Here is a 24,544-nt window from a genome sequence, read left to right as displayed (position 1 = left end):
CGCGCTCAGGCGATTACGTCCCAGCTTACCGGCGTGCCCTTGGAGAGCGCGCGGTTCACGCGCTTGCCCAGCAGCACGTCGTAATGCTTGGGCGCAAGGCCAAAGCCGGGGCGGACCGAGCGCAGGTTTTGGGGTGTGAACGCCTCGCCCTGTTTCATGTCCTCGGCCACGTAAAGCGAGCGGCGAAACTGCTTGGAGCCTTCCTCGGCCTTGGTGCCGCCATAGGTCACACGGCCAAGCGATTGCCACGCGCGCTCCGTTTCCTCGCGCAAGGCGCGAAATTCGGCAGGTTCGAGGCTGAAGGCGCTGTCCACGCCGCCATCCGCGCGGGCCAGCGTGAAGTGCTTCTCGATCAACACCGCGCCAAGCGCCACCGCGCCCACGGCAACGCCGGTGCCCATCGTGTGGTCGCTAAGGCCCACCTCGCAGCCAAAGGTCGCGCGCATGTTCGGGATCGTTGCGATGTTCGTGCTTTCGGGCGTCGCGGGATAGGTGCTGGTGCATTTGAGGATGCAGACCCGCTCATTGCCCGCTTCGCGGCAGACGCTTAGGGCCTCTCCGATCTCGACGACGCTCGCCATGCCGGTGGAGAGGATCATCGGCTTGCCGGTCTCGGCGACGCGGCGGATCAGCGGCAGGTCGATCACCTCGAAGCTTGCGATCTTGTAGGCCGGTACGTCCAGGCCCTCGAGAAAGTCGACCGCGCTGGCGTCGAACGGCGAGGAAAAACAGTCGAGGCCCAGCGCTCTGGCGTGCTCCATGATCGGCGCGTGCCAGTCCCACGGCGTGTGCGCTTCATGGTAAAGCTCGTAGAGCCGCCGCCCCGCCCATAGGGAGGTTTCATCCTCGATCACGAAGCCGGGCGCGTCGCAATCGAGCGTGATCGTGTCGGCGGTGTAGGTTTGCAGCTTGATCGCGTCCGCGCCGCTCTGGGCGGCCGCGGTTACGATCTCCAGCGCGCGCTCGAGCGAATGATTGTGGTTCCCGCTCATCTCCGCGATCAGATAGGGGCGAGCGCCAAGGCCCACTTCGCGTCCATTTATGGCAAAAGCGCTGTTCTGCATTGTCTGGTGAGCCTTAGTCGCGATGGCGCGCGGCGGGCAAGGGTTGGGCTGAGGCCATGGATTTTTGAAACCGGGTCGCGCCGATCCTTTCGTATCCTGAGGCGCTGAAAAGGCGTTGCGAGGCGGCGTTGTCTTCGCGCACGGTGGCGGTGATTGTGCCTTCGCTCAGACGCGCCGCAAGCGCGCTCTCACCTGCCGCAAGAAGCCTTGAGCCCAGGCCAAGCCCGAGAAGGTCGGGATCGCAATAAAGCGAGACCTCGGCGCTGGGATGCGCGCGCGGGGCGGGCTCGATGTCAAAGCGGATTACGCCCACCGCCCGGCCGCCGATTTCGGCGACGAAAAGCAGCCTTTGCGGATCGGCGAGCGTCCGGTCGAGCCAGTTCCGGTGCGCCTCCCATTCGAGCGGGACCTGCGTGCGCGAGGCGGCGCGCGTTGCCGGATGGTCGCGCCAGTCGAACATCGCCCGCGCGTCTTCGGGCCGCGCTTTGCGCAAGGTCAGCGACTGCGCGAGCAGGGCCAGCGCGACGCGTTCGGCGCCGCGCCCATCGACAAGCGCGCGTGACTTGTCCGCTAACCCCCGCCGGAGATGCGAGTTGGCGAGAAGCGGTCCGAGCGCCTCGGCGATCGCTTGCACGCTCGGGTCAGCGGCCAGCGCGACAACGCCGTCTTCCGCTAGCCTTGGTGCCACCGCTTCCTGATTGGCGGCCAGCACCACCAGAAGCGTCGGCGCGCCGATACAGCAACGCTCCCAGCTCGCGCCTCCGCCAGCGCCGATCTGAAGGTCATGCCGGGCAAAGAACGCAGTAAGATCGGGCAGGTCGACGCTGAGCGTGGTCAGGGGACGCGCGTGGACCCGTTCGCGCAGGTCCGACAGCCTGGGATTGGCGCTGGTGGAGACGACTTCGACAGGACCGGCAAATCCGGCGCGCTCGATCGCGTCGAGCGCTGCGAGGGAATGCCCACCCGCGTCGACGCCGCCCATGAACACCCCGACCGCCGCGACCTCCTCGCTGAAGGCGTAGCGCGGCGCGCTGGCAAAGGCCGGGCCGAGCAGCGCGAAACGCGGCCCGCCCAGAACGCGGATATCGGGGGCGACATCGGCGTATTTCGCCCTGTGACTGCGCGCGGGGTTATGGTCGATGACAAGATCGCAGGCCATGGCGCGGTCGGCCAGATCGTCGATCGCGGCGACAGCGCAGCCAAGCCCTTCGCGAACGGCACGGTGCCAATCCGCGCCAAAGGCGTAACTGTCGATGACAACCCAATCGGGCGTGTCCGGAGCGAGCGCGGTCACTGTCTCGTCAGCGTCGATCCTTTGCGAAACCGCGCCCCAGGCCGAATGCGCGATTGCGGGATCGGCACTGAAGGTCGCGGCGTCGGGCGCGGGCAGTTCCTCGACCTTTTCAAAGCCGGCCTCGGCGATCATTGCGCGCGGATCGAGACCGAGATCGCGGGTGACAAACACCACGTCGCCGCCATGGGCTCGCAGCGCCGCCGCCAGAGCGAGCGAACGGCGAAGATGGCCGGTGCCCATCGCGCTTGAGGCGTCGACCCGGATGGCGATCTTCATCGCCCGCTCAGCGCGCTTTCGCCATCAGGGCTGTGTGCATTTTCTCGGCGCGGTCCCAATCCTCGGGCGTGTCGATATCGACCACGCGCCAGGAGGGAAGGGTGATCGCGCACCCGTTGCGGTGGATGTTCACGCCCGAAAGCCAGGTCGCGGCGCTGCCCCAGTAGAATTGTCCGGCGTCGTAGAAGGCGGGTTCCAGATCCTGCGTGCGCGTTTCGGCGTGCTCGGGATAGAAGGGCGCAACGCCCCCTTCGCTGTCACGTCTCAGCGCGCGCTGGATGGCGCTGGGAAACTCGGCAACGGGGAAGGTGTAGCCCTGTTCCTGATGCGCGAGGAGCAGTTCAAGCGCGCGCGCCAGATCATCGACCTCGATAAAGGGTACGCCCGGATAGACGCAGACGGCGCGGCGCACATCCCAGCCTGCGTCGCGCGCTGCGGTGATGGCGTGCTGGATCACCGGCACGGTCGGCGTGTGATCGTCCGCCAAATCGCGCGGGCGGGTAAAGGGCACCTCGGCGCCCAGATCGCGGGCAATATCGGCAATCGCGGTGTCGTCGGTCGTCACAAGCACGCGCTCGATCACCGGGCTGCAGAGCGCCGCTTCGATCGCATAGCCGATCATCGGCTTGCCCGCGAAGGGGCGGATGTTCTTGCGCGGGATGCGTTTCGATCCGCCGCGCGCGGGGATGATCGCGATGTTTCCGGTCGCGCTCATGCCGCAAGCTTCAGCAGGGTGTCCACGACACGGTCCTGCTGGCCGGTCGTCATCGCCGGAAAGAGCGGGATCGAGAGCGCGCGATCGTAATAGGCAACCGCGTTCGGGAAATCGCCGCGCTTGAAACCGAGCTTCTCGTAATAGGGTTGGGTGTGGATCGGGATGTAGTGAACGTTCACGCCAATTCCGGCCTCGCGCAGCCCGGCGAAGATCGCGGCCCGGCTGGCGCGGGCGTGGTCCATCACCTCGAGAGCGTAGAGGTGCCAGGAGGAGACCCGATCGTTAAAGCGCGCGGGCCGTTTGAACGGGCCATCGGCGAGCAGCGCGTCGTAGCGATCTGCGTGAGCCTCGCGCCGCTCGCGCCATTCGTCCATTCGCTCAAGCTGCGACAGCCCCAGCGCGGATTGCAGATCGGTCAGGCGATAATTCCAGCCGAGATCGACCATCTCGTAGTACCACGCGCCTTCGGAAACGCGCTGCATCAGCGCCCCGTCGCGGGTCACGCCGTGGGATCGCAGCAACCGGATTTTCTCCGCGAGCGCGTCGTTCTGTGTCACCACCATGCCCCCTTCGGCTGTCGTGACAATCTTGACCGCGTGAAAGCTGAAGACGGTGAGGTCGGCGTGCGCCGAACCGATCGGGCGTCCGTGATACGAGGCGCCGGTGGCGTGGCTTGCGTCCTCAAGGATCGCGAAGCCATAGCGGTCCGCCAGCGCGCGGATTTCGGCAAGGTCGCACGGCAATCCGGCAAAATCGACCGGGATGACGACTTGCGGAAGCCGCCCTTGCCGGTCCGCCGCTTCCAGTTTGGCGGTGAACGCCTCCACGCTGATATTGCGGGTTGCGGGATCGATATCGACGAAATCGACCTCGGCCCCGCAGAACAGCGCGCAATTGGCGCTGGAGACGAAGCTGTTGGGGCAGGTCCACACCACGCTTCCGGGGCCGACGCCCAGAGCAAGGCATCCAAGGTGAAGCCCGGCGGTGGCGCTGGCAACACCGATGGCGTGCGCCACCTGATGGCGCTTGGCGAAGGCGGCCTCGAATGCGGGGCCGGTGGGGCCTTGCGTAAGAAAATCGGAGCGTAGCAGATCGGTGACGGCGGCGATGTCCGCTTCGCTGATCTCCTGCCGGGAATAGGGGATGAAGTCGTCCGCCATACCTTCGCGACTCTAGTCGATCACCTGGCCTGTGACATGCGTGTCGATGAGATCGCGCAATTGCTCGACCGAGAGGAAATCGGGATTGGTGCCCGAATTGTAGGCAAATCCGGGCTCGACCGGCTGCCCGCCGTGCCTGGCGCAATAGTCCTCCACCGTATATTCGGCGCTAACGGGAAGGATCGCGTAATAGTCGCCCATATCGACCGTGTTGAAGCTGTCCGAGGCGGTGATCATTTCCTCGTGGATCTTCTCGCCCGGTCTGATGCCGATGATTCTCTGTTCGGCCTCGGGCGCGATCGCGGTTGCGACATCGCCGATCCGGTAGGACGGGATCTTGGGCACCAGCACCTCGCCCCCGCTCGCGTTCTCGATCGACCACAACACCATTTCGACGCCGTCCTGCAGCGAGATGTTGAAGCGCGTCATGCGCGGATCGGTGATCGGCAGGACGCCTTCCTCCCGCTTGCCCATGAAGAACGGGATGACCGACCCGCGTGAGCCCATCACATTGCCGTAGCGCACCACCGAAAAGCGCACATCGCGCGCGCCCTTGACGTTGTTGGCGGCCACGAAAAGCTTGTCCGAACACAGCTTGGTCGCGCCGTACAAATTGATCGGGGCAGCGGCCTTGTCGGTGGAGAGCGCCACGACGCGCGAAGCGCCGCTGTCGAGGCAGGCCTCTATCAGGTTCTGCGCGCCCAGCACGTTGGTCTTGATGCATTCGAACGGGTTGTATTCAGCCGCCGGCACCTGTTTGAGCGCGGCGGCGTGGACGACGATGTCGATCCCTTCGAGCGCCCGGCGCAAGCGCGCTTCATCGCGCACATCGCCAAGAAAGTATCGCAGCGCGGGATAGGTCGAGCGCGGAAAGGTCTGCTGCATTTCGAACTGCTTGAGCTCGTCGCGCGAATAGACCACCAGCCGCCGCACATCGGGAAAGCGATCCAGCACGGTGCGCACGAACGCCTTGCCAAAGGATCCGGTGCCCCCGGTCACAAGTACGGATTTACCATTCAGCATCGTCAAGAAACTCGCTCACTTCGCGAAACCAAGGCCTATGCCCGCGAAATCCGAATCGGAAAAGCTCATAAAAAGAACGGCGCACAGGATTGGCGTGGGCCCGCTGGCGAACCCGCGCGCGGCGTTGTGTAAGAGCCGACCGTTCTTGTAGGCGAAGGCCGTCGCTGCCCCCCCGTTCTGGCCTTGCGGCTGCCCAGCCTCTGCAAGCCGTCTCTGCACGCCGTCTTTGCATACCGGCCTTGCCCCCGGTCGAGCCCCGCGACTAAGGAGATGATCGTAGGCGGCGCGGCTTTCGCGTTCGTTCCAGGCTCCGGTCGAAAGCGACGAGACGAATGCTGATCGAACCCATCACCAACGGGACCCAGGTGCGCCGGTCTACCGGGCCGGTAACATCGGTGATCCGATATGGCGTTGCCTGGACGGTTGTGGTCTTCGCGCCGCTCGTCGCGTTTCTGGTGAGCGGATACGAAGAGCCGTTTGCCGACCCCACCTTGCGCGCGACCGCGATTGCCGGAACCGCGGCCTTGTTTACCGGGCTTTATCTTGCGGGCCGCGTGCTTGACCTGCCGGGTACGCGCGGGACGGTGCACGGCGTGCCGATCATGGTGATGTGCTTCGTGATCGCCGCGCTGGTCCTGTTCACCTTCCGCATCGAATACAGCCGTGTTGTCCTGTTCTATTCGGCGGCGAGCGCGACCCTGATCGCAACGCAGCTGCGCTGGAGCAACCGCACCTTGCGCCTTCAGCCCTTTTACATCGTCCCCTTCGGCAACGCGCGCGCAATGGAGGAGATGGAGGGCTTTCCGATCCGCGTTCTCAAACGCCCGGATATCCCGGCCGACCGCGCGGCGAACATTGTCGCCGATTTTCGCGCCGATCTGCCCGAAGAGTGGGAGCGCCTGCTCGCCCGCGCCAGCTTGGCCGGCGTGCCGGTTTATCATTACAAGCAGCTGACCGAGAGCATCACCGGCCAGGTGAAGATCGAGCATCTGTCGGAGAATTCGCTCGGCTCGCTGATGCCCAACCGCTCCTACACCCCGGTCAAGCGGCTGATCGACCTGATCGGCAGCGCGGTGCTGATCGTGATTTTCGCGCCGGTGATGCTCGCGCTGACGTTGCTCATCTGGTCCGAGGATCGCCACGCGCCGCTCTTCATCCAGAACCGCACCGGGATGGGCGGGCGTGCGTTCCGGATGTACAAGTTTCGCTCGATGACCAATGGCGACGCGCCCAGCCGTGAGCGAACGCGCGAAGAGGCGATCACGCAGGACGATGACGATCGGATTACGCGCATTGGCCGCTTCATCCGCACCTATCGCCTCGATGAACTGCCGCAGCTGTTCAACGTGCTGAAGGGCGAGATGAGCCTGATCGGCCCGCGCCCCGAAGCGAACGCCTTGGCCAACTGGTACGAGGAAAACCTCGCCTTCTATTCCTATCGCAACATCCTCAAACCCGGCCTCACCGGCTGGGCCCAGGTCAATCAGGGCCACGTCGCGACGCTGGAAGACATCGATGTGAAGCTCCAGTACGACTTTTACTACATCAAGTATTTTTCATTCTGGCTCGACGTGTTGATCGTGATGCGCACGATCCACACGATCATGACCGGCTTTGGCTCCAAGTGAGGGGTTGGATGAATGGCGCTGGCAGCCCGAGCCCCGCGGGCTCGCAAGCGCGACTGCGCGCCGGCCGGTCAGGCCGCCCCTCGGAGGCATTCGCGAAGCGAATTACCGTGAGAGAAACCAAACCTGCTATTTCACCAGACCGATGTCGGGCGCGTCGACCTGCTTCATGCCGACCACGTGATATCCAGCGTCAACGTGATGCACTTCGCCTGTGACGCCGGAGGAGAGATCGGAGAGGAGATAGAGCCCCGAGCCGCCCACATCGTCGATCGTGATCGTCCGGCGCAGCGGCGTGTTCAGCTCGTTCCATTTGAGGATGTACCGGAAATCGCCGATCCCGCTGGCCGCGAGCGTTTTGACCGGCCCTGCGCTGATCGCGTTGACGCGGATGTTCTGCGGGCCAAGATCGTTGGCAAGATAGCGCACCGAAGTTTCCAACGCGGCCTTGGCAACGCCCATCACGTTGTAATGCGGCATGACCTTTTCTGCGCCGTAATAGGTCAGCGTCAGGATCGAACCGCCGGTTTCGGGCATCATCTCGGACGCGCGCTTGGCCACTGCGACCAGCGAATAGGCCGAGATATTCATCGTCATCAGAAAGTTATCGAGGCTGGTGTCGACATATTTGCCGCGCAGCTCCGACTTGTCGGAAAAGCCGATCGCGTGGACCACGAAATCGAGCGTGTCCCAGCGCTTCTTGAGGGTCTCGAACGCCGCGTCGAGCGCCTCCATGTCCGACACATCGCATTCGAAGGTGAAATCGCTGCCAAGCTGCTGGGCGAGTGGTTTCACGCGCTTGGCAAGAGCGTCACCCTGATAGGAAAAGGCAAGCTCAGCGCCCTGCTCGGCCAATTGCCTGGCAATGCCCCAAGCCAGGGACTTGTCGTTGGCGAGACCCATAATGAGCCCGCGCTTGCCTTGCATCAAACCGCTCATGCGGCGTCCTCCTTTGTTGTCTCTTCGTCCGCCGGATCGCCCCCCTCCGGTTCCGCCAATGCGGCGTTCAATTCCGCTCCGATAACGATGCCAAGCCCGACGAGCCAGAAAAAGAACAGCGCGATCATGATCCCGGCCAGACTGCCATAGGTGAGGTTGTAGGCAAGGAAGCTTTGCAGGATGCGCGGCATGGCGGCCGCCGCCGCAAGCCACCACACGGTGGTAAAGGCGGCGCCGGGCCATTTGGGGAAACGCCGCGCGCTGTACTGAACGGGCGTGAGCGACCAGAAAAGCAGATACATCGAACCAAGCAGCCCCAGCGCCGGCACGATCCGCGAAAAGCCGATCGTCGCGCCCCATTCCGCCAGCCCCGGTGCCAGCCCCGGGACACGCTCAAAGACGATCTGCTGCGCCGTGCTCAAAGCCACCGACGCAAACAGCGACAGGAGCAGCAGCACGACCGCGCCAATGATCAGCGCCGCCGAAGCAAGGCGAGAGCGCCAGAAGGCGTGGACCCGCTCGGTCCCGTAAGCGCGCCGCAGGACATCGCGGATCGTCTCGATCAGACTGGAAACCGACCACAGGCCCGCCGCCGCACCCAGCCACAACAGCCAGCCGCTGCGCGCGTCGATGACGTTCTCGGCCACCGGCGCGATGGTGTTTTGCACGGTCGGCGGCATCGCCAGAACCACTGTTTCGATGATGACGCGGCGTTCCTCCATCCCTCCCACGAGGCGAAACAGCGCGCCGGCCAGGATGAAGAAGGGGAAGATCGACAGCATCGCGAGATAGGCAAGATTGCCCGCGTGCATGAAGCCGTCATTATAGGTGCCCGACAGGGTGCGACGGACGACTTCATAAGCGCGCGAGCCTGGCCCCAACGCCCCGATGAGGCGCTGACGCCACGTGATCCTTTGTGCGAAGGGTTCGGGGGTTTCGCGAAGCGCGCGGGCGCGGCGACGCGCTTCGGGCGACAGCGAGACGAATTCCCCCTCCGCCAACCCCGCCGCGCGGGCCCTATCCCTCTCGCGCGGGGAGGGCGGTTGTGAACCGGATGCAGCGCCGGATTTGCGCGGATCGTCCACCACGTCCTCTAGGCGGCGCGTGCGCCCGGCTGGCGCCGCAGATCGCGTCGGGAGGTGTCAAGGGCGTCCGGGCCGCTCACAGCCCGAATTTCTTGCGCGGTCGGGCCTTGTCGATCCAGCCGTCGAGCCGCTTTTCCAGCTCGCCAATGTCCTCGGGCAGCTGGATTTCGAGCGTAACCAGCTGGTCTCCGCGCGCCGGCGCGGCGCCGCTCGCCGCCTTGCCGTGGCTCGGCTTTGTCCACCCCTTGCCCGCCAGACGAAGGACGGTGCCGCCATGCGTGCCCGGCTTGATCGTCAGCATGACGGGGCCATCGACCGTCGGGCACTTGACTTGCCCACCGCGCAAGGCCTCGTCCAGCGTGATCGGCAGGTCCATGCGTACATTGTCGCCATCGCGGCGGAAGAAGGGATGCTGGCCGATTTCGATGAGAACGATGCCGTCCCCATTGCCACCCGGCCCGGGATGGCCCTTTTCCTTGAGGCGCATCTGCGTGCCGTCATCGACCCCGCCGGGAAGTTTGAGGCTGATCGCCTTGCCATCGGCGAGCGTGATGCGCTGGTCGCGCCCGGCGGCCGCATCGACGAACGGCACCGCCAGCCGGTACTGAATGTCCGCGCCGCGCTTGGGCGGAGGTGCGCCGCGCCCGCCAAAGCCGCGCCTCGCGCCCGGCTGAGGCCCACCTTGTTGGCTGCCACGCGGCTTGCCGCCGCCAAACAGACCTTCGAACAGGTCGCCCAGATCCATCTCGTCATTGCCAAAGCCGCCGAATTCGGGATCGCGAAAACCACCGCCAGCACCGCGGCCCGCGCGTCCGCCGCCACCAAAACCGCCCGGTCCCGCTCCGCGCCCAAAGCCGCGCGCGCCGCCGGCGCCCATGCCGGCAAACGGGTTCAAGGGATTGCCCTCATGATCGATCTCGCCCCGGTCGAACTGCGCGCGCTTGCCCTTGTCCGAGAGCAGATCGTAGGCCTTGGTCACATCGGAAAAGCGCTCCGCGGCCTTGGGATTGTCCTTGTTGCGATCGGGGTGGAGTTCCTTGGCGAGCTTGCGATAGGCGCTCTTGATGTCCTTTTCGGACGCGGTGCGCGCAACGCCAAGGGTGCGATAGGGGTCGGACATGGCGTGTTAGCTAAGGCTCAGGTCTGGGATTGGCAATGGTCTCGATCCTGCGTGCTGGCCTTCTGTGTAGGATCGCAGCGCAGTCGCGTAGCCAAAGCTACGCGCAAGCAAGGGACGACCACAGAAGGCCAGCACGCAGGACCGCAATGCGGCGGGCGCCTTTAGCCGCGCTGCGGCGTCGCGCCTCGTTGACGATGCGAGGCATCGCCGCCTCGTTGCTTCTACCAACGCGGCTAAATCCGCTCCGTCGTGGCCGTTGCCAATCCCAGACCTGAGCCTGATGTGAGACAGTGACACTGCGCAAGGCGTGAGTGGGCAACCATGTGTGACAGCGCATCGCTTTGTCGCAGCCGCTTCGCTGCGCCTCGGGGGCTGCACGCGCGCGCGCCCCACCGGTCGCTTTCCTACGCGCAATCATACTTCTAGATCGGAATTGATGATTGCAATGAGGCGTCCCAGACTCCATGTCCGCAACGCTTTTCAGCGGTGTTTGAGCGCCCGCGCCCGGGCAACGGTTTTTGAAGCCAGGACAGTGTTCCATGTGTTCCAGGCGTGCTTCAGGTGAGACGAAATGAGTGAAATCGAGACCCTAAACCAAAGCCAGCTGGCCGACAGCCGGATCCCCTCGGGCATCGATCCCTACGCGCTGTTCGACGCGTGGATGGCCGAAGCCGAGGCCAGCGAGCCCAACGATCCGAACGCCATGGCTCTGGCAACGGCGAACGCGGCGGGCGCTCCGTCGGTGCGCATGGTTCTGCTAAAGGGGCATGGCGCGGGCGAGGGCGCACAGTACGGCGTTACCGGCGGAGGGTTCACCTTCTTCACCAATATGGGCAGCCGCAAAGGGACCGATCTGGCGGAGAACCAGCAGGCCTCGATCCTGTTTCACTGGAAGAGCCTGCGCCGCCAGATCCGCGTCGAAGGCGCGTTGACGCAGGTCTCGCCCGAACGCGCCGACGCCTACTTCCACTCGCGGCCCTACAAGAGCCAGGTGGGCTCGGCCGCCAGCGATCAGTCGCGCCCGCTCCCCGACCGCCAGATCTACATCGACCGGGTAAAGGAGCTGTGGCACGCACACGAAGAGGCGGGCCGGGTTCCGCGCCCCGACCATTGGACGGGCTTCACGCTCTCGCCGCGCCGCATCGAGTTCTGGATGGACCGCGACAACCGGTTGCACGATCGGCGCGTGTTCAGCCGCGCCTCGGGCCGCGAGCCGTGGTCGGACACTCTGCTCTATCCGTAAGGACGACCCGATATGACAAAGCGCATCCCCTACTGGCACGTCGACGCGTTCAGCGCGGCACCGTTTGGCGGCAATCAGGCGGCGGTGATGGTGCTCGACGAATGGCTTCCGGATGATGTTCTGCAAGCCATTGGCGAGGAGAACAACTTTGCCGAAACCGCGTTTGTGGTGCGCGATGCGAGCGGAGCGGCGGACTGGGAGCTGCGCTGGTTCACGCCGACCGATGAAGTTGCGCTGTGCGGCCACGCGACGCTGGCGAGTGGGCATGTCCTGCTCACGCGCGACGGTCTGGACCGCGTTACGTTCCGGACCCGCAAGGCGGGCGTGCTGGAGGTGGTACGCGATAACGCTTCCTACGAGCTGGCGCTGCCGCTGACGCTGGTCGAGCCCAAGCCGCTGCCCGAGGTCATCTCGGCGCTGGGGTGCAAGGGAGAGACCTTCCTGTCATACGCCGGTGCAGAGCAAACCGCGATCATCCTCTTGGAGACGGAGGACCAGGTGCGCGCGCTCACACCGGACATGGAAGCGTTACGCGGGATCGATCTGATGGCGATATGCACTGCGCCGGGCAGGGACACCGATATCGTCAGTCGTGTGTTCGTTCCCGCCTGGGGAGTGGATGAGGATAGCGTCACGGGCTCTGCCCATGCGGCCCTGGCGCCCTTTTGGGCCGAGAAGCTGGGACGCGACGCCTTCACCGCGCATCAGGCAAGCCAGCGTGGCGGCGACCTTGCGCTGCGTCTGGAAGGCGACCGCGCCTGGCTGGGCGGGCCCTGCGTGACGGTGGTGGAGGGCGTCTTCCACCTGTGATCGCGCCTTGCGCCGCAAGGGCGCTGCGAGCGGTTTCCTACTCCCCGCGCACCGGGTAGAGCTCGACCACATCGAACAGTTGATCGAGCATGGCCCGTCGTTCGACGTTGTCCGAATGGCCCAGCCTGACGACGGTCAGACGCTGGTCGGGGCTGACAAGGATATACTGCCCCATGTGCCCGATCGCAGCGAACATGGTGTCGGGCCCGCGATCAGCCTTGGCTTCATCGCGATCGATGCCGCTTTCGCGGTTCAGCCAGGTCTGAAAGCCGTAAAAGCCGCTCGTGGGGCTCGGTTCGCGCATCTGGGCGATCCACCGGCGCGGGACCAGTTGCACCCCGTCGGGCGCGGCGCCGCCAGCGCGCAGGAATTCGCCAAAGGCCGCGAAGTCGCGCGCGGTCGCGTGGATCAGGCTGCCGCCGATCAGTGTCCCGCTGGCGTCGAACTCGGGCACGACCGAACTCATGCCGAGCGGGCCGAAGAGACGCTGCCGCATGAACGCGCTGACCGCTTCCCGGCGCTCGTCGGCGTCCTCGCTCGGCGTCAGCGCTCGGGCGACGATGTCGGCAAGGATGACGGTCGTGTTGGACGAATACTCGAACCGCTCGCCGGGCTCGGCCTCGAGCGGTTGCTCCTTCGCCCAGCCCGCCATGTCGTCGCGCCCGTCGAGAAACAGCATGCGAACTTCGGAGCTGTCGTAAGGCGGATCGCCTGCCTCGGTGTGATCGAGCCCGGAGCGCATCTGCAGGAGGTGGCGCAAGGTGATCTCCGCGCGCGGATCGCCCGGACGCTGCCATTCGGAAACCGGCGCGGGCTGATCGAGGCTGAGGCGTCCGTCGGCCACGAGCATCCCGACGAGGACCGCGGTCACGGTCTTGGCCATCGACCAGCTGACAAGGCGGGTATCGGCGCTGTAGCCCTTGCCATACCGCTCGGCGGCGAGCTTGCCATCGACGAGCACCAGCACCGCGCGCGTTTCGCCGAGGCCCTCCTTGGCAAACAGATCATCGACTTCGCGCGCGAGCTCTTCGCGTGGGGCGCCCGGCTTGTCGGTGACGGCGGCGAGAGCCGCGCTTGTCAGAGGTGGCGGCTGAGCGGGCATAGCCTCGCCGCACGCGGCAAGAACGCCAAGGGCTGGCAAGGGGAGCCAAGCGGCGATAGAGCGGGGGTGAAGGCGCGTGGGCATCGCGCTCTCAATTCCTCAACTGGTCACGGGTTGCAATGGCAAAAACAAAGCGTTTGGGTTTCGGGCGGATGTTGGTGTGGCTGCTGCTGGTGGCCGCCATCGCGGTCGCGATCACCGGCTATCTCTACCGCGCGCCGATCGATGGCTACGCGAATGTCGGCAGCGCCTACGCCGCAAGAGTGGTCTGCTCGTGCCGCTTTGTGGCCGGACGCAGTCTGGAGGATTGCGAGAAGGACAAGCTTGCCGGGATGGAACTCGTCACGCTGGTCGACGACGCCGAGGCCAAGAGCGTCACCGCGCGCTTTCCGCTGGTGGCCTCGCACACCGCCACCTATCGCGATGGGTATGGCTGCGTGCTTGAGGCGTGGGAGGAGTGAGGCTGGTGCGGATCGATCAGGACGCGACCGAAGTCGTCGTATCGATCCAGCCGCCGCCCACGACCCGCTCGCCCGCGTAGATCACCGCCGCCTGTCCGGGCGCGACGCCGAATTCGGGGGTTTCGAAACGGATGCGCGTCGAGGCGCCGTCACCAAGAGGGCCTTCGAGCGTCACCGGCACCGGCTTCGCCAGACTGCGCACTTTGGCGGTAAGCGGCGCGTCGGGAAGCGTGCCGATCGCGTTGGTCTCGATCAGCTCAGCGCTCTCGACCGCGAGCATTCGCTTGGGTCCGACGCGCACGGCGCGGTTCTCAGCGTCGAGGCCGATCACGTAAAGAGGCTCGGGCTGCCCGCCGATTTCAAGTCCCTTACGCTGGCCCACGGTGAAGTGGATGATGCCCCTATGCTCGCCCAGCACCTCGCCCGTCGCGGCGTGCACGATCGGACCGGGCACGGCGCCTTCGGGGCGCAGCTTGGTGACGATCTTCGCGTAATTGCCGTCGGGCACGAAACAGATGTCCTGGCTGTCGGGCTTGGCCGCGTTGCGCAGGCCCGCCGCTTGCGCCAGTTCGCGGACCTTGCTCTTGGGCAGGCCGCCGAGCGGAAAGCGGATGTAGTCGAGCTGTTCGCGCGTGGTGGCGTAAAGGAAATAGGACTGATCGCGCGCGGGATCGTTGGCGCGGTGAAGGTGCGGGCCATCGGGCGCCGGGATGCGCTGCACATAATGGCCGGTCGCAAGGCAATCCGCGCCCAGCTCGCGCGCCATGCGAAAGAGGTCGGTGAATTTGGGGCCCATATTGCACCGGATGCAGGGCACCGGCGTGCGGCCAGCGAGATACTCGTCGGCAAACTGATCGACCACATCTTCACGAAAGGCGCTCTCATGGTCGAAGACGTAATGGGCAATCCCGAGCCGGTCGCACACGGCGCGCGCATCGGCGATATCGTCGCCTGCGCAGCACGCGCCCTTGCGTCCGGTCGCGGCGCCGTAATCGTACAGCTGAAGCGTGATGCCGAAGACTTGCGCGCCGGTATCGGCTGCAAGGGCTGCGACAACCGAGGAATCGACACCGCCGCTCATCGCCACGACAATCCGGCACTCTGCGGCCGGACGCGGCAGATCGAACAGGCTCGCGGTGTCGAGCCCGAAGCGGGAATCGGAGGAAAGAGTGGGCGCAATGTCCATGATCGGCGCGCGATATAGGGGCAAAAGGATGACTTCGCCAGTGGCGCCAAGCGTCCTTCAAAGGCGATCCGCGGTCGGCGCCTTGTGCGCGTCGCGGCGCCGACGCACGGGGCGTGCGCCAAGCGTGTTAGCGCCGCGGTAATCCTAAGGGCTGGTAAATTCCGATTTTACCACATCTTGACAACCGCGCTCTAGACAACCGGCATGTTCGAAAAGAGCAAGCCTGTTTCTGACGCCTTCTACAGGGAGCCAACCGATGTTGACTGGTCGCCGAAAGCGACCGAGTCGGCTTCAGAAGACGCCTCGGGGAATAGGAGCGGAAGTGGCGACGCGTTGCGCGCGATAGAGTGGAGCGAGCTCACCGCCCGGCTCAACGCGGCGCGCGAATTGCGTCGTGAGCTGCGCGAGGAAGCGATCCTGTGCGCGGGGGCGTCGGGCGCCACCTTCGGCGATGCAGCGGCGAGCCTTTTCAACACACTGGGGGATGGCCAACGCCATGTTAACCCTGATGGTTTAGAGGCCTGCAAAGCCTCGCGCGGCATATCTGTGGATCACACAGGCGTTGCGGCGAAAGGCGATGCGAGAGACGAGATATGATTGAGAACCAGGACATACGCCCTGCACAAGTGATCGGCCCGCTTGGCGAGCCGCTCACGCTGGATGATTTGCCGTCCCCCAACACGAAACGTTGGGTCATGCGTCGCAAGGCGGAAGTCGTGGCCGCGGTCAATGGCGGGCTCCTGACGATCGATGAAGTGCTGGAGCGCTACAATCTTACACTCGAGGAGTTCGCCTCTTGGCAGCGCGCGATGGACCGGTCGGGCATGAAAGGCCTGCGTGTCACCCGTATTCAGAAGTACCGCGAAGAGTATGAGCGCAAGCTGCGCTACTAAACCGATCGCGCCCTTCAGGAGCGCAATCGCCAACCCTCCAGATCCGAATTCACGGTCACCGGTTCTCTCCGCGGGCCTTTTGCGCTAATCCCGCATTCACCCGGACGATTGAGATTCGCGCCAAGTCTCGCGCGGATGCGGGAGATTGGGAGTGGCATCGTGTTCGATCTGATCGGACTTTTGGTGATGGGCGGTGTGATCGGCTGGCTTGCCAGCATGGTCATGAATCGCGACGCGCAGATGGGCCTATTCTGGAATATCGTGGTCGGCATTGTCGGTTCGTTTATTGGCAACCGTTTGTTCTCGTTCTTCGGTGGCAGCTCGATTGCGACCCTCACCGATTGGCGCTCGCTTCTGGCTGGCTTTCTGGGGGCGGTGATTCTGCTTGGTGCCGTGAATCTCGTCCAGCGCGGCAAATTGCGATAGGGGCCAACGCGCCGTATCCCCACGACGCAAAGCCCTGATTCAAGACCTGATTCAAGAGGCCTTGCGCGACGAGCGATTGTCATCGCGTCTGGAACCAAATCCCCATGCCCTTCGTCTAACGGAGGGTGACGTCAGTCGAACCGAGCGTTGAAAGGCACTGCACGATCAATCTAAGGCGCTTGCGCCGGGTGCCTTACGAGGATAATACACTTGGCCATAACTACCCAATTTCACAGTGCATGGCGCCAACACTGAACGCATTCGAGCAAGAGAGATCCTAAATCCGGCCGCTTTGGCCCAGAGAAACCGCAATGAATTACGAAACGACCATCACAGCCGAAGCCGCCGAGCCGCTTGAAGCGGAAGCTCGCGGCGCTGCCAGGGGCGCGATGGAAACGAGCTCGACCGTCAAGAAGCTGCTGATCGTCGGCGCCATCATCTTTGCGTTGCTGATAGCGGCGGCGTTGTACTTCGCGGTCGCTGGCGGCGAACCCGTAGGCGCCGCCGACGACGCCTCGCAGGCGCCGGTGGTGACTGTCGTCGTCCCGGGCCAGACGACGGTTTCCGGGACGATCGAAGTGCCCGGGCAGATCGCCGCTCGGCGCGCCATGCCTGTTGGCGTGGAGGGTGAAGGCGGGCGCGTGATCTCCGTACCGGTGGACGCGGGTCAATGGGTGCGCAAGGGCCAGGTGCTGGCGGTCATCGATCGCTCGGTTCAGGTTCAGCAAGCCGCGGCGCAGGCGGCGCAGATCGAAGTGTCCAAGGCGGACGCGGCGCTCGCGCAGGCTAACCTCGACCGCGCGCTCCAGCTGGTCGAAAAGGGCTTTGTTTCGGGCGCCGATGTGGACCGTCTGACCGCCGAGCGCGATTCGGCCAGGGCTCGGGTCAAGGTGGCCGAGGCGCAGCTGGCAGAGCTTAGGGCCCGAAACGCCCGGCTGAACGTAGTGGCGCCGGCGACCGGATATGTCCTCTCGCGCAATGTCGAGCCCGGCCAGAGCGTGAGCGCGGGCAGTCCGGCGCTCTTCACGATTGCGCGCGGCGGCGAGATGGAAATGCTCGCGCAAGTGAGCGAAGAGCAGATGGTACAGCTGGCTCAAGGCGTGAAGGCCGAAGTCCGGTTGACGGGGTCCGACAAGGTCTATTCGGGACAAGTGTGGCAGCTCTCCCCGACGGTGGATCAGAACACGCGCCAGGGCACCGCGCGCGTTGCCTTGGCGTTCTCGCCCGAGCTGCGCCCCGGTGGATTTGCAACCGCGCGGATCGATGGCGGCGATATCACCGCGACGCTGCTTCCTGAAAGCGCCGTTCTGGCCGATGATGAGGGCGCTTTTGTCTATGTCGTGGACGAGGACAACAAGGCAACGCGCCGGGCCGTGACTATCGGCCGCGCGACCGAGCAGGGCATCGCCATTAGCGAAGGCCTGTCCGGCCGCGAGATGGTCGTCGCCAGCGCCGGCGGCTTCCTCAATCCGGGTGAGACGGTCAATCCACGCCGCGCGGAGACGTAGGCGCGTGCCAGGATCAGCTCATCCCTGCACCGGGCGAAACCGTAACTCTGCAGCGCGCGCGACCGCGCGCCGCGCCTTGAGACAAGATCAGCCTTAGGACAAGAACAGCTCATGGGTCTTCGCAACATTTCCGCCTGGTCGATCCGCAATCCGGTGATCCCGCTGGTGCTGTTTGTCGCGCTCCTGCTGGCGGGGCTCGTCAGCTTCATGCGCATGGACGTGACCGAAAACCCAGATGTCGAATTTCCCGGCGTGAACGTCACCATCGCTCAGCCGGGCGCCGCGCCGACGGAAATCGAGAACCAGATCACGCAGCGGGTTGAGGCCGCTGTGCGGTCCATCAACGGTGTGAATTCCATCCAAAGCTCGGCCAGCGAAGGCTCATCGAACACCTTCGTCGAGTTTCAGGTCGGCACCGATATCACCGAAGCGCTGAGCGAAGTCACCACCGCGATCGACGGGGTGCGCGGTAACCTTCCCGACGGTATCCTAGAACCGCAGGTGACCAAGGTGAACGCGATCGGTGAGCCTATCGGCTACGTCGCGGTCGAGGCCGACGACATGACGATCGAGGAACTTAGCTGGTTCATCGACGACACGGTTTCCAAGCGCCTTCTCAACGTCGAAGGCATGGCCGAAGTTGGCCGGTTTGGCGGGGTGGACCGCGAAATCGAAGTCATTCTCGATCCCGCCAAGATGCAGGCTCTGGGGGTCACCGCGACGCAGATCAACGCGGTCCTTCGCCAGCAGAATGTGAACGCGGCTGGTGGGCTTGCGGAGGTCGGGGGTACGCGGCAGTCGCTGCGCGTCCTCGGCAACGCCAAGAGCGCCTACGATCTCTCCCAGGTTCAGCTTCAGCTGGGCGGCGGTCGCACGGTCAAGCTCGCGGATGTGGCCACGGTTCGCGATGGCTATGGCGAGCGAACATCGCGCAGCGAAGTCGGCGATCAGGAAGTCGTGAATTTCTACATGAACCGCGCTCGCGGCGCGTCGGACCTCGCGGTTTACGAAGACGCCATGGCGGTTCTGGAGAAAATCGAGAGCGAGACCGAGGGCGTGCGGTTCGTGAGGCTCGGCACAAGCACGGATCGGACGCGTGGTCAGTACACCAGTTCCATGTCGGCCCTGATCGAAGGCGCGGTCCTGGCCGTGGTCGTCGTGTTCTTCTTTTTGCGCGACTGGCGCGCCACGGCGATCAGCGCGGTCGCCATTCCGCTTTCGGCGATCCCGACCTTCTTCTTCATGGATCTGATGGGCTTCAACCTCAATTTCCTGTCGCTGCTGGCGCTTGGCCTTGTCGCGGGAGTGCTGGTCGACGATGCTATCGTCGAGATCGAGAACATCGTGCGCCACATGCGCATGGGAAAGACCGCCTATCAGGCCAGTATCGACGCTGCCGACGAGATCGGATTGCCGGTTGTGGCCACCAGCTTCTGTATCGTCGCGGTGTTCCTGCCGGTCGGGCTGATGCCGGGCATTTCGGGTGAGTTCTTCAAGAACTTTGCCTTCACCGTCGTTGTCGCGGTGCTGATGTCGCTGGCCGTGGCGCGGATGGTCACGCCCTTGATGGCGGCCTACTTCCTTGAGACCAAGGGGCACGCGGTCCACGGCGAGGGTCCGGTGATGGACCGTTATCTGCGCGTTCTTTCCTGGACGCTCGACACAAGCCGGATGGACAGACGCCGCGAGACGCTTGAGGCCCCTGCTTCACGGGCTCGCTATACGGTCACCTTGCTGCTGGTCTCGGCTTTGCTGCTTGCCGTGACCTTTGTAACGATGTTCGAATTGTTCAACGGGAGCCTTTCGGCCTCGTTCCTTGAGGATGCGGGCCTTCAGCCGATCTGGTCCGGGCTCGAAGGTCTCGGGATTGCGCAGAATGCGGCCTTTGCGGTTTCGCCGGATGGCACCGGCTCCCTCGCCTTGGCGGTATCAAAGACATTCGAGCTGGTCGTCGTTGTCGTGGTCTCGCTCCTGTCGTTTGGAGCGGGCTATCTCGCCTTCAGAGCGCTCACGCCGATGGTCGCAGCTCTCGCCTACATGTCGGTCTGGGCGGCCGAGTGGCTTGTCCATCTGTCCTTGGGCTGGCTCTTGAACACGGCGGAGCCGCGCCCGTTCAGTTTCAGCCAGGTCGATCGCGGGGCAAACTGGGCGCGCACCCGATTCTACGATCACCGTGTCTGGATGCTGGGTATTGGCTGGTTTTCGCTGCTCGTCACCATGCTTCTCTTCGCGCAGATTCCCGGTCAGTTCCAGCCGACGATCGATTCGGATCGATCCACGGTGCAGATCGAAATGGTGCCCGGCACCACGCTCGAGCAGACAAGCGATGTGGTCAATCAGGCGGTCGCCATTCTTGAAGAACAACCCGAGTTCGATTTCGCTCTGGAACGCCACCGTATCGGCAACGGCACAATTTTCCTCAACCTCAAGCCGGAACGCGAACGCACGCAGCAGGAGTTCGAAAAGCAGGTTGCGCCGCTTCTCAATCAGATATCGGACGCGCGCGTGCGCTTTCAGTCGCAAGGCGGCGGGTTCGGCACGGGCCGTGACATCACGATCATGCTCGCTGGCTCCAATCCCGATCTGCTGCAGGAAGCGGCCACCAAGCTCGTCGAGCAGATGAAGGGTCTCGACACCATCGTCGCCCCGCGCATTTCCGGCGATGTCAATCGCCCCGAGCTGATCATAACCCCCAATACGACTCTCGCGGCCGAGCTTGGTGTGAGCACGATCGCGCTAAGCCAGACCATCCGCATCGCGACCCTGGGCGAGATCGATCAGAACGCAGCGCAGTTTTCGCTCGCCGATCGCCAGATCCCGATCCGCGTGAAGCTGGGCAAGGACGACCGCAACAGTCTCGATACAATCCGAAACCTTCCGGTTCAGACCGTGACGGGCGGCTCTGTCCCGCTCTCGCGAGTCGCCGATATCACCTTTGGCGCGGGTCCGACCATCATTCAGCGCTACAACCAGAACCGGCGGATCCTGATCGGGGCGGATCTGGCGCCCAACATTCTCAAAGGCACGGCGCAGCAGCAGATCGAAGCCCTGCCGATCCTGCAGAATTTGCCCACGGGCGTCATCCGGGACGCGGTTGGAGACGAGCAGTGGCAACAGGAGCTTCAGGACAGTCTCGTGATCGCGATCATTGCCGGGATCCTGCTCGTGTTCGCGTGTCTGGTGCTGCTCTACAAGCGTTTGATGAGCCCGCTCGTCAATATGACCAGTCTGGCGCTGGCACCGCTTGGCGGGGTCTTCCTGATCTGGATATTCGGCCTTCCCAACTCGATGCCCGTTTACATCGGTATTCTGCTGCTTCTGGGCATCGTGTCGAAGAACTCGATCCTGCTTATCGACTTCGCAATCGAGGAGATGGATCGCGGCACCGAGAAGCTGGAAGCGATCATGGAGGCCGGCCACAAGCGCGCTCAGCCGATCGTCATGACAACCGTGGCGATGACGGCGGGCATGGTACCGACCGCGCTCTCCCTGTTCGGCGATGGCGCGTGGCGTCAGCCGATGGGCATTGTCGTGATCGGCGGTCTGGTTATGTCGACGCTGCTCACCCTGCTGATTGTGCCCGCCGGTTTCAGCCTGGCTGACGGGTTCGAGAAGCGGGCCGGGCCCTGGCTGCGCCAACGCTTGCTGACCTATAAGCCCGGCGATGCCGACGCCCCGCTCCGCCCACGCGCAGAGGGGGCAATGGGCGGGGTGCAGCCGGCTGAATAGCGGCGCGGCGCGCCTTGCCCAAACCGCGCGTGCGAGATGCGGCGCGTGACGTTGGGCCGGTTTTGCGGCACATAGAGAACGTCATGCATGCGCCTCAGTCGCCCTTCGAAACCGCATCGGATACGAGCGGGCCCTCGCCGTTCGGCGGCGAGCCGTTGAGCGAAGACAAGGCGCGTCGCATGCGCTGGACCGCGACCGGGTTGCTCGCGGCGATGGCGCTCCTGTTCTTCACCACGCATGGCCCTGCGGTCGCGCCCGGCGCGCATCCGGTCTGGGGGTACGCGAACGCCTTTGCCGAAGCGGCGATGGTGGGCGGTCTGGCGGACTGGTTTGCGGTAACCGCCCTGTTTCGCCACCCGCTCGGCCTTCCAATCCCGCACACCGCGATCATCCCGGAAAACAAGGACAGGATCGCCGAGACCATGGCCGGCTTCCTGCGTCGCAACTTCCTGGTTCCCTCCGTCGTCGCGCGGCGTATGACGGGCATGAATATCGCGCGCGCGATCGGGGATTTCCTCGCCGACAGCCCCGATGAAGACGCCAACGACACGCGCTCGCGCATCACGGCGGGTGCGGCGGAGATGTTGGCCGAGGTGCTCGAATCGCTCGATCCCGAAAGGCTCGGCAACCAGGTGCGCTCCGGGCTTGCCGGGCAGATTCACAAGCTCGAGATATCGCCGCTGGCCGGGCGAATGCTCGAAAGCATGATGACCGACCAGCAGCATCTGCCGCTCATCAACGGGTTTATCCGCTGGGCCGGGCTCACGCTGGAAGACAACGAAGACACGGTCAAAGACGTGATCCACAAGCGCGCCAATGCGGTGCTGCGCTGGACCGGTCTTGACGAACGCATTTCGGCCAACGTGCTTGACGGCCTTTACAAGTTGCTGGCCGAAGTGCTGGTCGATCCCGAACACCCCATTCGCCACAAGATCGAAGAGGGTCTGCAAAAGCTCGCTCAGGATTTGCAGCACGATCCTGAAACGCGTGACCGCGTGGAAGCGATGAAGCGCGATCTGGTCGAAAATCCGGCGGTGGGCGAATGGTGGATGGGCGTTTGGGAGCGTATCCGGCGCTCATTGATCCGTCGCGCTCGCTCGGCAGACACACAGCTGGGCGGCGATATGCGCAAGGCTCTGATCGATCTGGGAGAGGCCTTGAAGCAGGATTTGCGCCTGCAGGAACAGATCAATCGCTTTGCTCGCCGCACCGCCGCCGGGGTGGCCACGCGCTACGGCGATCAGATCGTCACGCTCGTGTCCGAAACGGTCAAGCGCTGGGACGCGACCACCATCACCGGCCGGATCGAGAACGCCGTGGGACGCGACCTCCAGTTCATTCGCATCAACGGCACGCTTGTCGGCGGTCTTGTCGGAATGACGCTGCATTTCATCGTCAGTTTCTTGTGATTCCAGGGGGTGTGATCACCCGCTAAGCGGGCGGCTAGGTATCCTTGCGAGTTCTTTCGCGATCACTGCGGTCGTTCTGGGAAGCGACATGTCGCACGAGCCCCCGCCTTCTGATAGCGCCCCGCCATACGTCCAGACGGTGCACCTTGCTCCGGGCGGGCAAGCGGTCATCAACGGCGCGCTCGTCTGCGCGCGTGAGGCTTGCACGCTCGAGGTCGGATCGGGGGCGTTCGTCCTCACCGGCCCGGCCCTGGGTCCGGCGCGCGATTCTCTGTGCAATCCGCGCGATGAGCTCTACTTCTCGTTGCTGGATTGCGGAGCCGACGAGGACCGTTTTGCCGCCGAGCGTTTTCGGCTGTTCGAACTTATTGGCGGGGTGCTGGGGCAGGATCGCGGTCACGAAACCCAGCGCGAGTGCGGACAATGCGCCGCCGCCTTGATGGCCGGTGACGTCAAAGCGGCTGTCGAAAGCGCGGCGCGCATGGCTTCCGCCACGCTGGACTACGACCGTCCGCGCACCCGTGTTTCGAACGCCGCAAGGCGGGCTCCGGCGAAGCGTGAGGGCACCCGCTGATCTAATCCATCCGATACGTGATCGACGTCGTAAAGAACGAGGGGAAGGGCTCCCCCTGAGCGTCGAGCGCGGGGGTGTAGGTGCCCTGCATCAAGGGCCGACAAGCCGGCGAATCAAGGCGTTCGGTAAACGTCACATCGTTGATGATGCAATCGGTCGCCTTGCCTTGTGCGTTGACCGCTACCCTCACTCGCAGGATCGCCTGCTCTCCTCGGAGGAGCGCGTCACGCGGATAGTTTGACGCCACACGGCGCGCGATCGCATCGAAATTGCTCATAGATACTCGCCGTGTCGCTGTCAGGTGCTTCTCTAGGTCCAGGCACCAGTCTTTGACTAGGTCCTGTGTGCACGCGTTCATCACCTCGAAGGCACCGCGCAGTGCATCCACTTCGAGTCGAACCACGCGACCGAACTGCCTTAGCTCTATGAACTCAACCGCGCTGGCATCCTCCAGATCAAGTTGCGGGAGCCCGGTCTCGAGTGCCCCGTCGGCGCTGAGATTGGCTGGGTCTTCAGCTTCAACCGCAGACGGATCGATCGCGAAATTCGTGTCGATCAACGCTTTGCCGAAGCTCTCGGAGTTTCCGACAAAAGGGGTTGTCTCATGCTCTTCCTTCCCTTCGCGAAAGCGCACGAAGGTTGCGCGGCGCGATTTGAACCGCTTGAAGCTGGGCCCCGCGACCGTGAAACTGAACGCTCCCGACGGGTCCCATTGCTGGATGAACAGGCCGTGGCGGTTTTCGCCGGTTCCGTATACGCGTGCCAGGCGACAGCGCGCCTCGCCAAAGTCCACCGACCATTTGCCCGCGGGCTTGAGAACCACGGTTTCACGCGCGGCGCTGGCAGGGGACGCCGTCACCGCTGAAAGGGTCAGAGCGGCCATGAAATAGCGAGGCAAGCGA

The 24,544-nt window shown here is 64.3% G+C and carries 22 protein-coding genes; 11 read left to right on the top strand and 11 right to left on the bottom strand.

Annotated elements, in window-relative coordinates:
• Positions 1–5 precede the first annotated feature (5 nt).
• Genes pseI through pseB form a run of 5 tightly spaced genes read right to left on the bottom strand, consistent with a single transcriptional unit; the run spans position 6 to position 5,532 of the window.
• Entirely contained in the window at positions 6–1,064 is a 1,059-nt protein-coding gene (gene pseI / locus QNI87_RS07675) for a pseudaminic acid synthase (RefSeq protein ID WP_300595589.1), read from the bottom strand.
• Positions 1,065–1,077: 13 nt separating this feature from the next.
• Positions 1,078–2,634, bottom strand: coding sequence for a UDP-2,4-diacetamido-2,4,6-trideoxy-beta-L-altropyranose hydrolase (gene pseG / locus QNI87_RS07670; protein WP_300595588.1), 1,557 nt, complete (start codon positions 2,632–2,634; stop codon positions 1,078–1,080).
• Between the two features lie 7 nt (positions 2,635–2,641).
• Entirely contained in the window at positions 2,642–3,349 is a 708-nt protein-coding gene (gene pseF, locus QNI87_RS07665) for a pseudaminic acid cytidylyltransferase (RefSeq protein WP_300595587.1), read from the bottom strand.
• Positions 3,346–4,509, bottom strand: coding sequence for a UDP-4-amino-4,6-dideoxy-N-acetyl-beta-L-altrosamine transaminase (gene pseC, locus QNI87_RS07660; RefSeq protein ID WP_300595586.1), 1,164 nt, complete (start codon positions 4,507–4,509; stop codon positions 3,346–3,348). Before pseC ends, pseF begins: the two co-directional genes overlap by 4 nt.
• Before the next feature lie 12 nt (positions 4,510–4,521).
• Positions 4,522–5,532 carry a UDP-N-acetylglucosamine 4,6-dehydratase (inverting) gene (pseB, locus tag QNI87_RS07655; protein WP_300595776.1) on the bottom strand — a complete coding sequence of 337 codons (1,011 nt, stop codon included), beginning with the start codon at positions 5,530–5,532 and terminating at the stop codon, positions 4,522–4,524.
• 332 nt (positions 5,533–5,864) lie between these two features.
• Here pseB and QNI87_RS07650 point away from each other — a divergent pair, with 332 nt between their 5' ends.
• On the top strand, positions 5,865–7,160 hold the full coding sequence (locus tag QNI87_RS07650; protein WP_300595585.1) for a sugar transferase: 1,296 nt from the start codon (positions 5,865–5,867) through the stop codon (positions 7,158–7,160).
• Between the two features lie 126 nt (positions 7,161–7,286).
• Here the strand turns inward: QNI87_RS07650 and fabI are convergent, their stop codons facing one another.
• The 3 genes from fabI to QNI87_RS07635 all read right to left on the bottom strand — a co-directional run bounded on the left by fabI (position 7,287) and on the right by QNI87_RS07635 (position 10,301).
• The gene (gene fabI / locus QNI87_RS07645; RefSeq protein WP_300595584.1) at positions 7,287–8,096 is read right to left on the bottom strand and encodes an enoyl-ACP reductase FabI; all 810 of its coding nucleotides are present in this window, start codon (positions 8,094–8,096) and stop codon (positions 7,287–7,289) included.
• Positions 8,093–9,181, bottom strand: coding sequence for a YihY/virulence factor BrkB family protein (locus QNI87_RS07640; protein ID WP_300595583.1), 1,089 nt, complete (start codon positions 9,179–9,181; stop codon positions 8,093–8,095). Before QNI87_RS07640 ends, fabI begins: the two co-directional genes overlap by 4 nt.
• A gap of 76 nt (positions 9,182–9,257) precedes the next feature.
• Positions 9,258–10,301: a J domain-containing protein gene (locus QNI87_RS07635; RefSeq protein WP_300595582.1), complete on the bottom strand. Its 1,044-nt coding sequence runs from the start codon at positions 10,299–10,301 to the stop codon at positions 9,258–9,260.
• Positions 10,302–10,872: 571 nt separating this feature from the next.
• Between QNI87_RS07635 and pdxH the strand changes: the two genes are divergently transcribed.
• Positions 10,873–11,544: a pyridoxamine 5'-phosphate oxidase gene (gene pdxH, locus QNI87_RS07630; protein ID WP_300595581.1), complete on the top strand. Its 672-nt coding sequence runs from the start codon at positions 10,873–10,875 to the stop codon at positions 11,542–11,544.
• A gap of 12 nt (positions 11,545–11,556) precedes the next feature.
• Positions 11,557–12,354 (top strand): PhzF family phenazine biosynthesis protein, encoded by a 798-nt coding sequence (locus tag QNI87_RS07625; RefSeq protein WP_300595580.1) that lies wholly within the window; start codon positions 11,557–11,559, stop codon positions 12,352–12,354.
• 37 nt (positions 12,355–12,391) lie between these two features.
• Here the strand turns inward: QNI87_RS07625 and QNI87_RS07620 are convergent, their stop codons facing one another.
• Positions 12,392–13,540 carry a serine hydrolase gene (locus QNI87_RS07620; protein WP_300595579.1) on the bottom strand — a complete coding sequence of 383 codons (1,149 nt, stop codon included), beginning with the start codon at positions 13,538–13,540 and terminating at the stop codon, positions 12,392–12,394.
• 35 nt (positions 13,541–13,575) lie between these two features.
• Here QNI87_RS07620 and QNI87_RS07615 point away from each other — a divergent pair, with 35 nt between their 5' ends.
• On the top strand, positions 13,576–13,917 hold the full coding sequence (locus tag QNI87_RS07615) for a hypothetical protein (RefSeq protein ID WP_300595578.1): 342 nt from the start codon (positions 13,576–13,578) through the stop codon (positions 13,915–13,917).
• A gap of 16 nt (positions 13,918–13,933) precedes the next feature.
• On the opposite strand, the gene mnmA is transcribed toward QNI87_RS07615, so the two are convergent.
• Positions 13,934–15,103, bottom strand: coding sequence for a tRNA 2-thiouridine(34) synthase MnmA (gene mnmA, locus QNI87_RS07610; RefSeq protein ID WP_300595775.1), 1,170 nt, complete (start codon positions 15,101–15,103; stop codon positions 13,934–13,936).
• Between the two features lie 204 nt (positions 15,104–15,307).
• Between mnmA and QNI87_RS07605 the strand changes: the two genes are divergently transcribed.
• From QNI87_RS07605 to QNI87_RS07575, 7 genes are all read left to right on the top strand, one after another.
• A complete protein-coding gene (locus tag QNI87_RS07605) occupies positions 15,308–15,700 on the top strand; it encodes a hypothetical protein (protein WP_300595577.1) in 393 nt (130 codons plus the stop codon).
• Positions 15,697–15,996 carry a DUF1153 domain-containing protein gene (locus tag QNI87_RS07600; protein WP_300595576.1) on the top strand — a complete coding sequence of 100 codons (300 nt, stop codon included), beginning with the start codon at positions 15,697–15,699 and terminating at the stop codon, positions 15,994–15,996. Before QNI87_RS07605 ends, QNI87_RS07600 begins: the two co-directional genes overlap by 4 nt.
• Before the next feature lie 186 nt (positions 15,997–16,182).
• Entirely contained in the window at positions 16,183–16,422 is a 240-nt protein-coding gene (locus tag QNI87_RS07595) for a GlsB/YeaQ/YmgE family stress response membrane protein (protein WP_300595774.1), read from the top strand.
• A gap of 311 nt (positions 16,423–16,733) precedes the next feature.
• A complete protein-coding gene (locus QNI87_RS07590) occupies positions 16,734–17,930 on the top strand; it encodes an efflux RND transporter periplasmic adaptor subunit (RefSeq protein ID WP_300595575.1) in 1,197 nt (398 codons plus the stop codon).
• A gap of 111 nt (positions 17,931–18,041) precedes the next feature.
• Positions 18,042–21,659, top strand: coding sequence for an efflux RND transporter permease subunit (locus QNI87_RS07585; RefSeq protein ID WP_300595574.1), 3,618 nt, complete (start codon positions 18,042–18,044; stop codon positions 21,657–21,659).
• A 179-nt stretch (positions 21,660–21,838) separates the two neighbouring features.
• A complete protein-coding gene (locus QNI87_RS07580) occupies positions 21,839–23,068 on the top strand; it encodes a DUF445 domain-containing protein (protein WP_300595773.1) in 1,230 nt (409 codons plus the stop codon).
• An 88-nt stretch (positions 23,069–23,156) separates the two neighbouring features.
• The gene (locus QNI87_RS07575; RefSeq protein WP_300595573.1) at positions 23,157–23,642 is read left to right on the top strand and encodes a hypothetical protein; all 486 of its coding nucleotides are present in this window, start codon (positions 23,157–23,159) and stop codon (positions 23,640–23,642) included.
• A 1-nt stretch (position 23,643) separates the two neighbouring features.
• On the opposite strand, the gene QNI87_RS07570 is transcribed toward QNI87_RS07575, so the two are convergent.
• Positions 23,644–24,525, bottom strand: a complete 882-nt coding sequence (locus tag QNI87_RS07570; protein WP_300595572.1) for an energy transducer TonB — start codon at positions 24,523–24,525, stop codon at positions 23,644–23,646.
• Positions 24,526–24,544 lie beyond the last annotated feature (19 nt).

The organism is Erythrobacter sp. (assembly GCF_030066995.1).
Lineage (GTDB): Bacteria > Pseudomonadota > Alphaproteobacteria > Sphingomonadales > Sphingomonadaceae > Erythrobacter.
The sequence above is the reverse complement of the archived record's forward strand: the minus strand, read 5'-3'. Positions and strand labels throughout refer to the sequence as shown.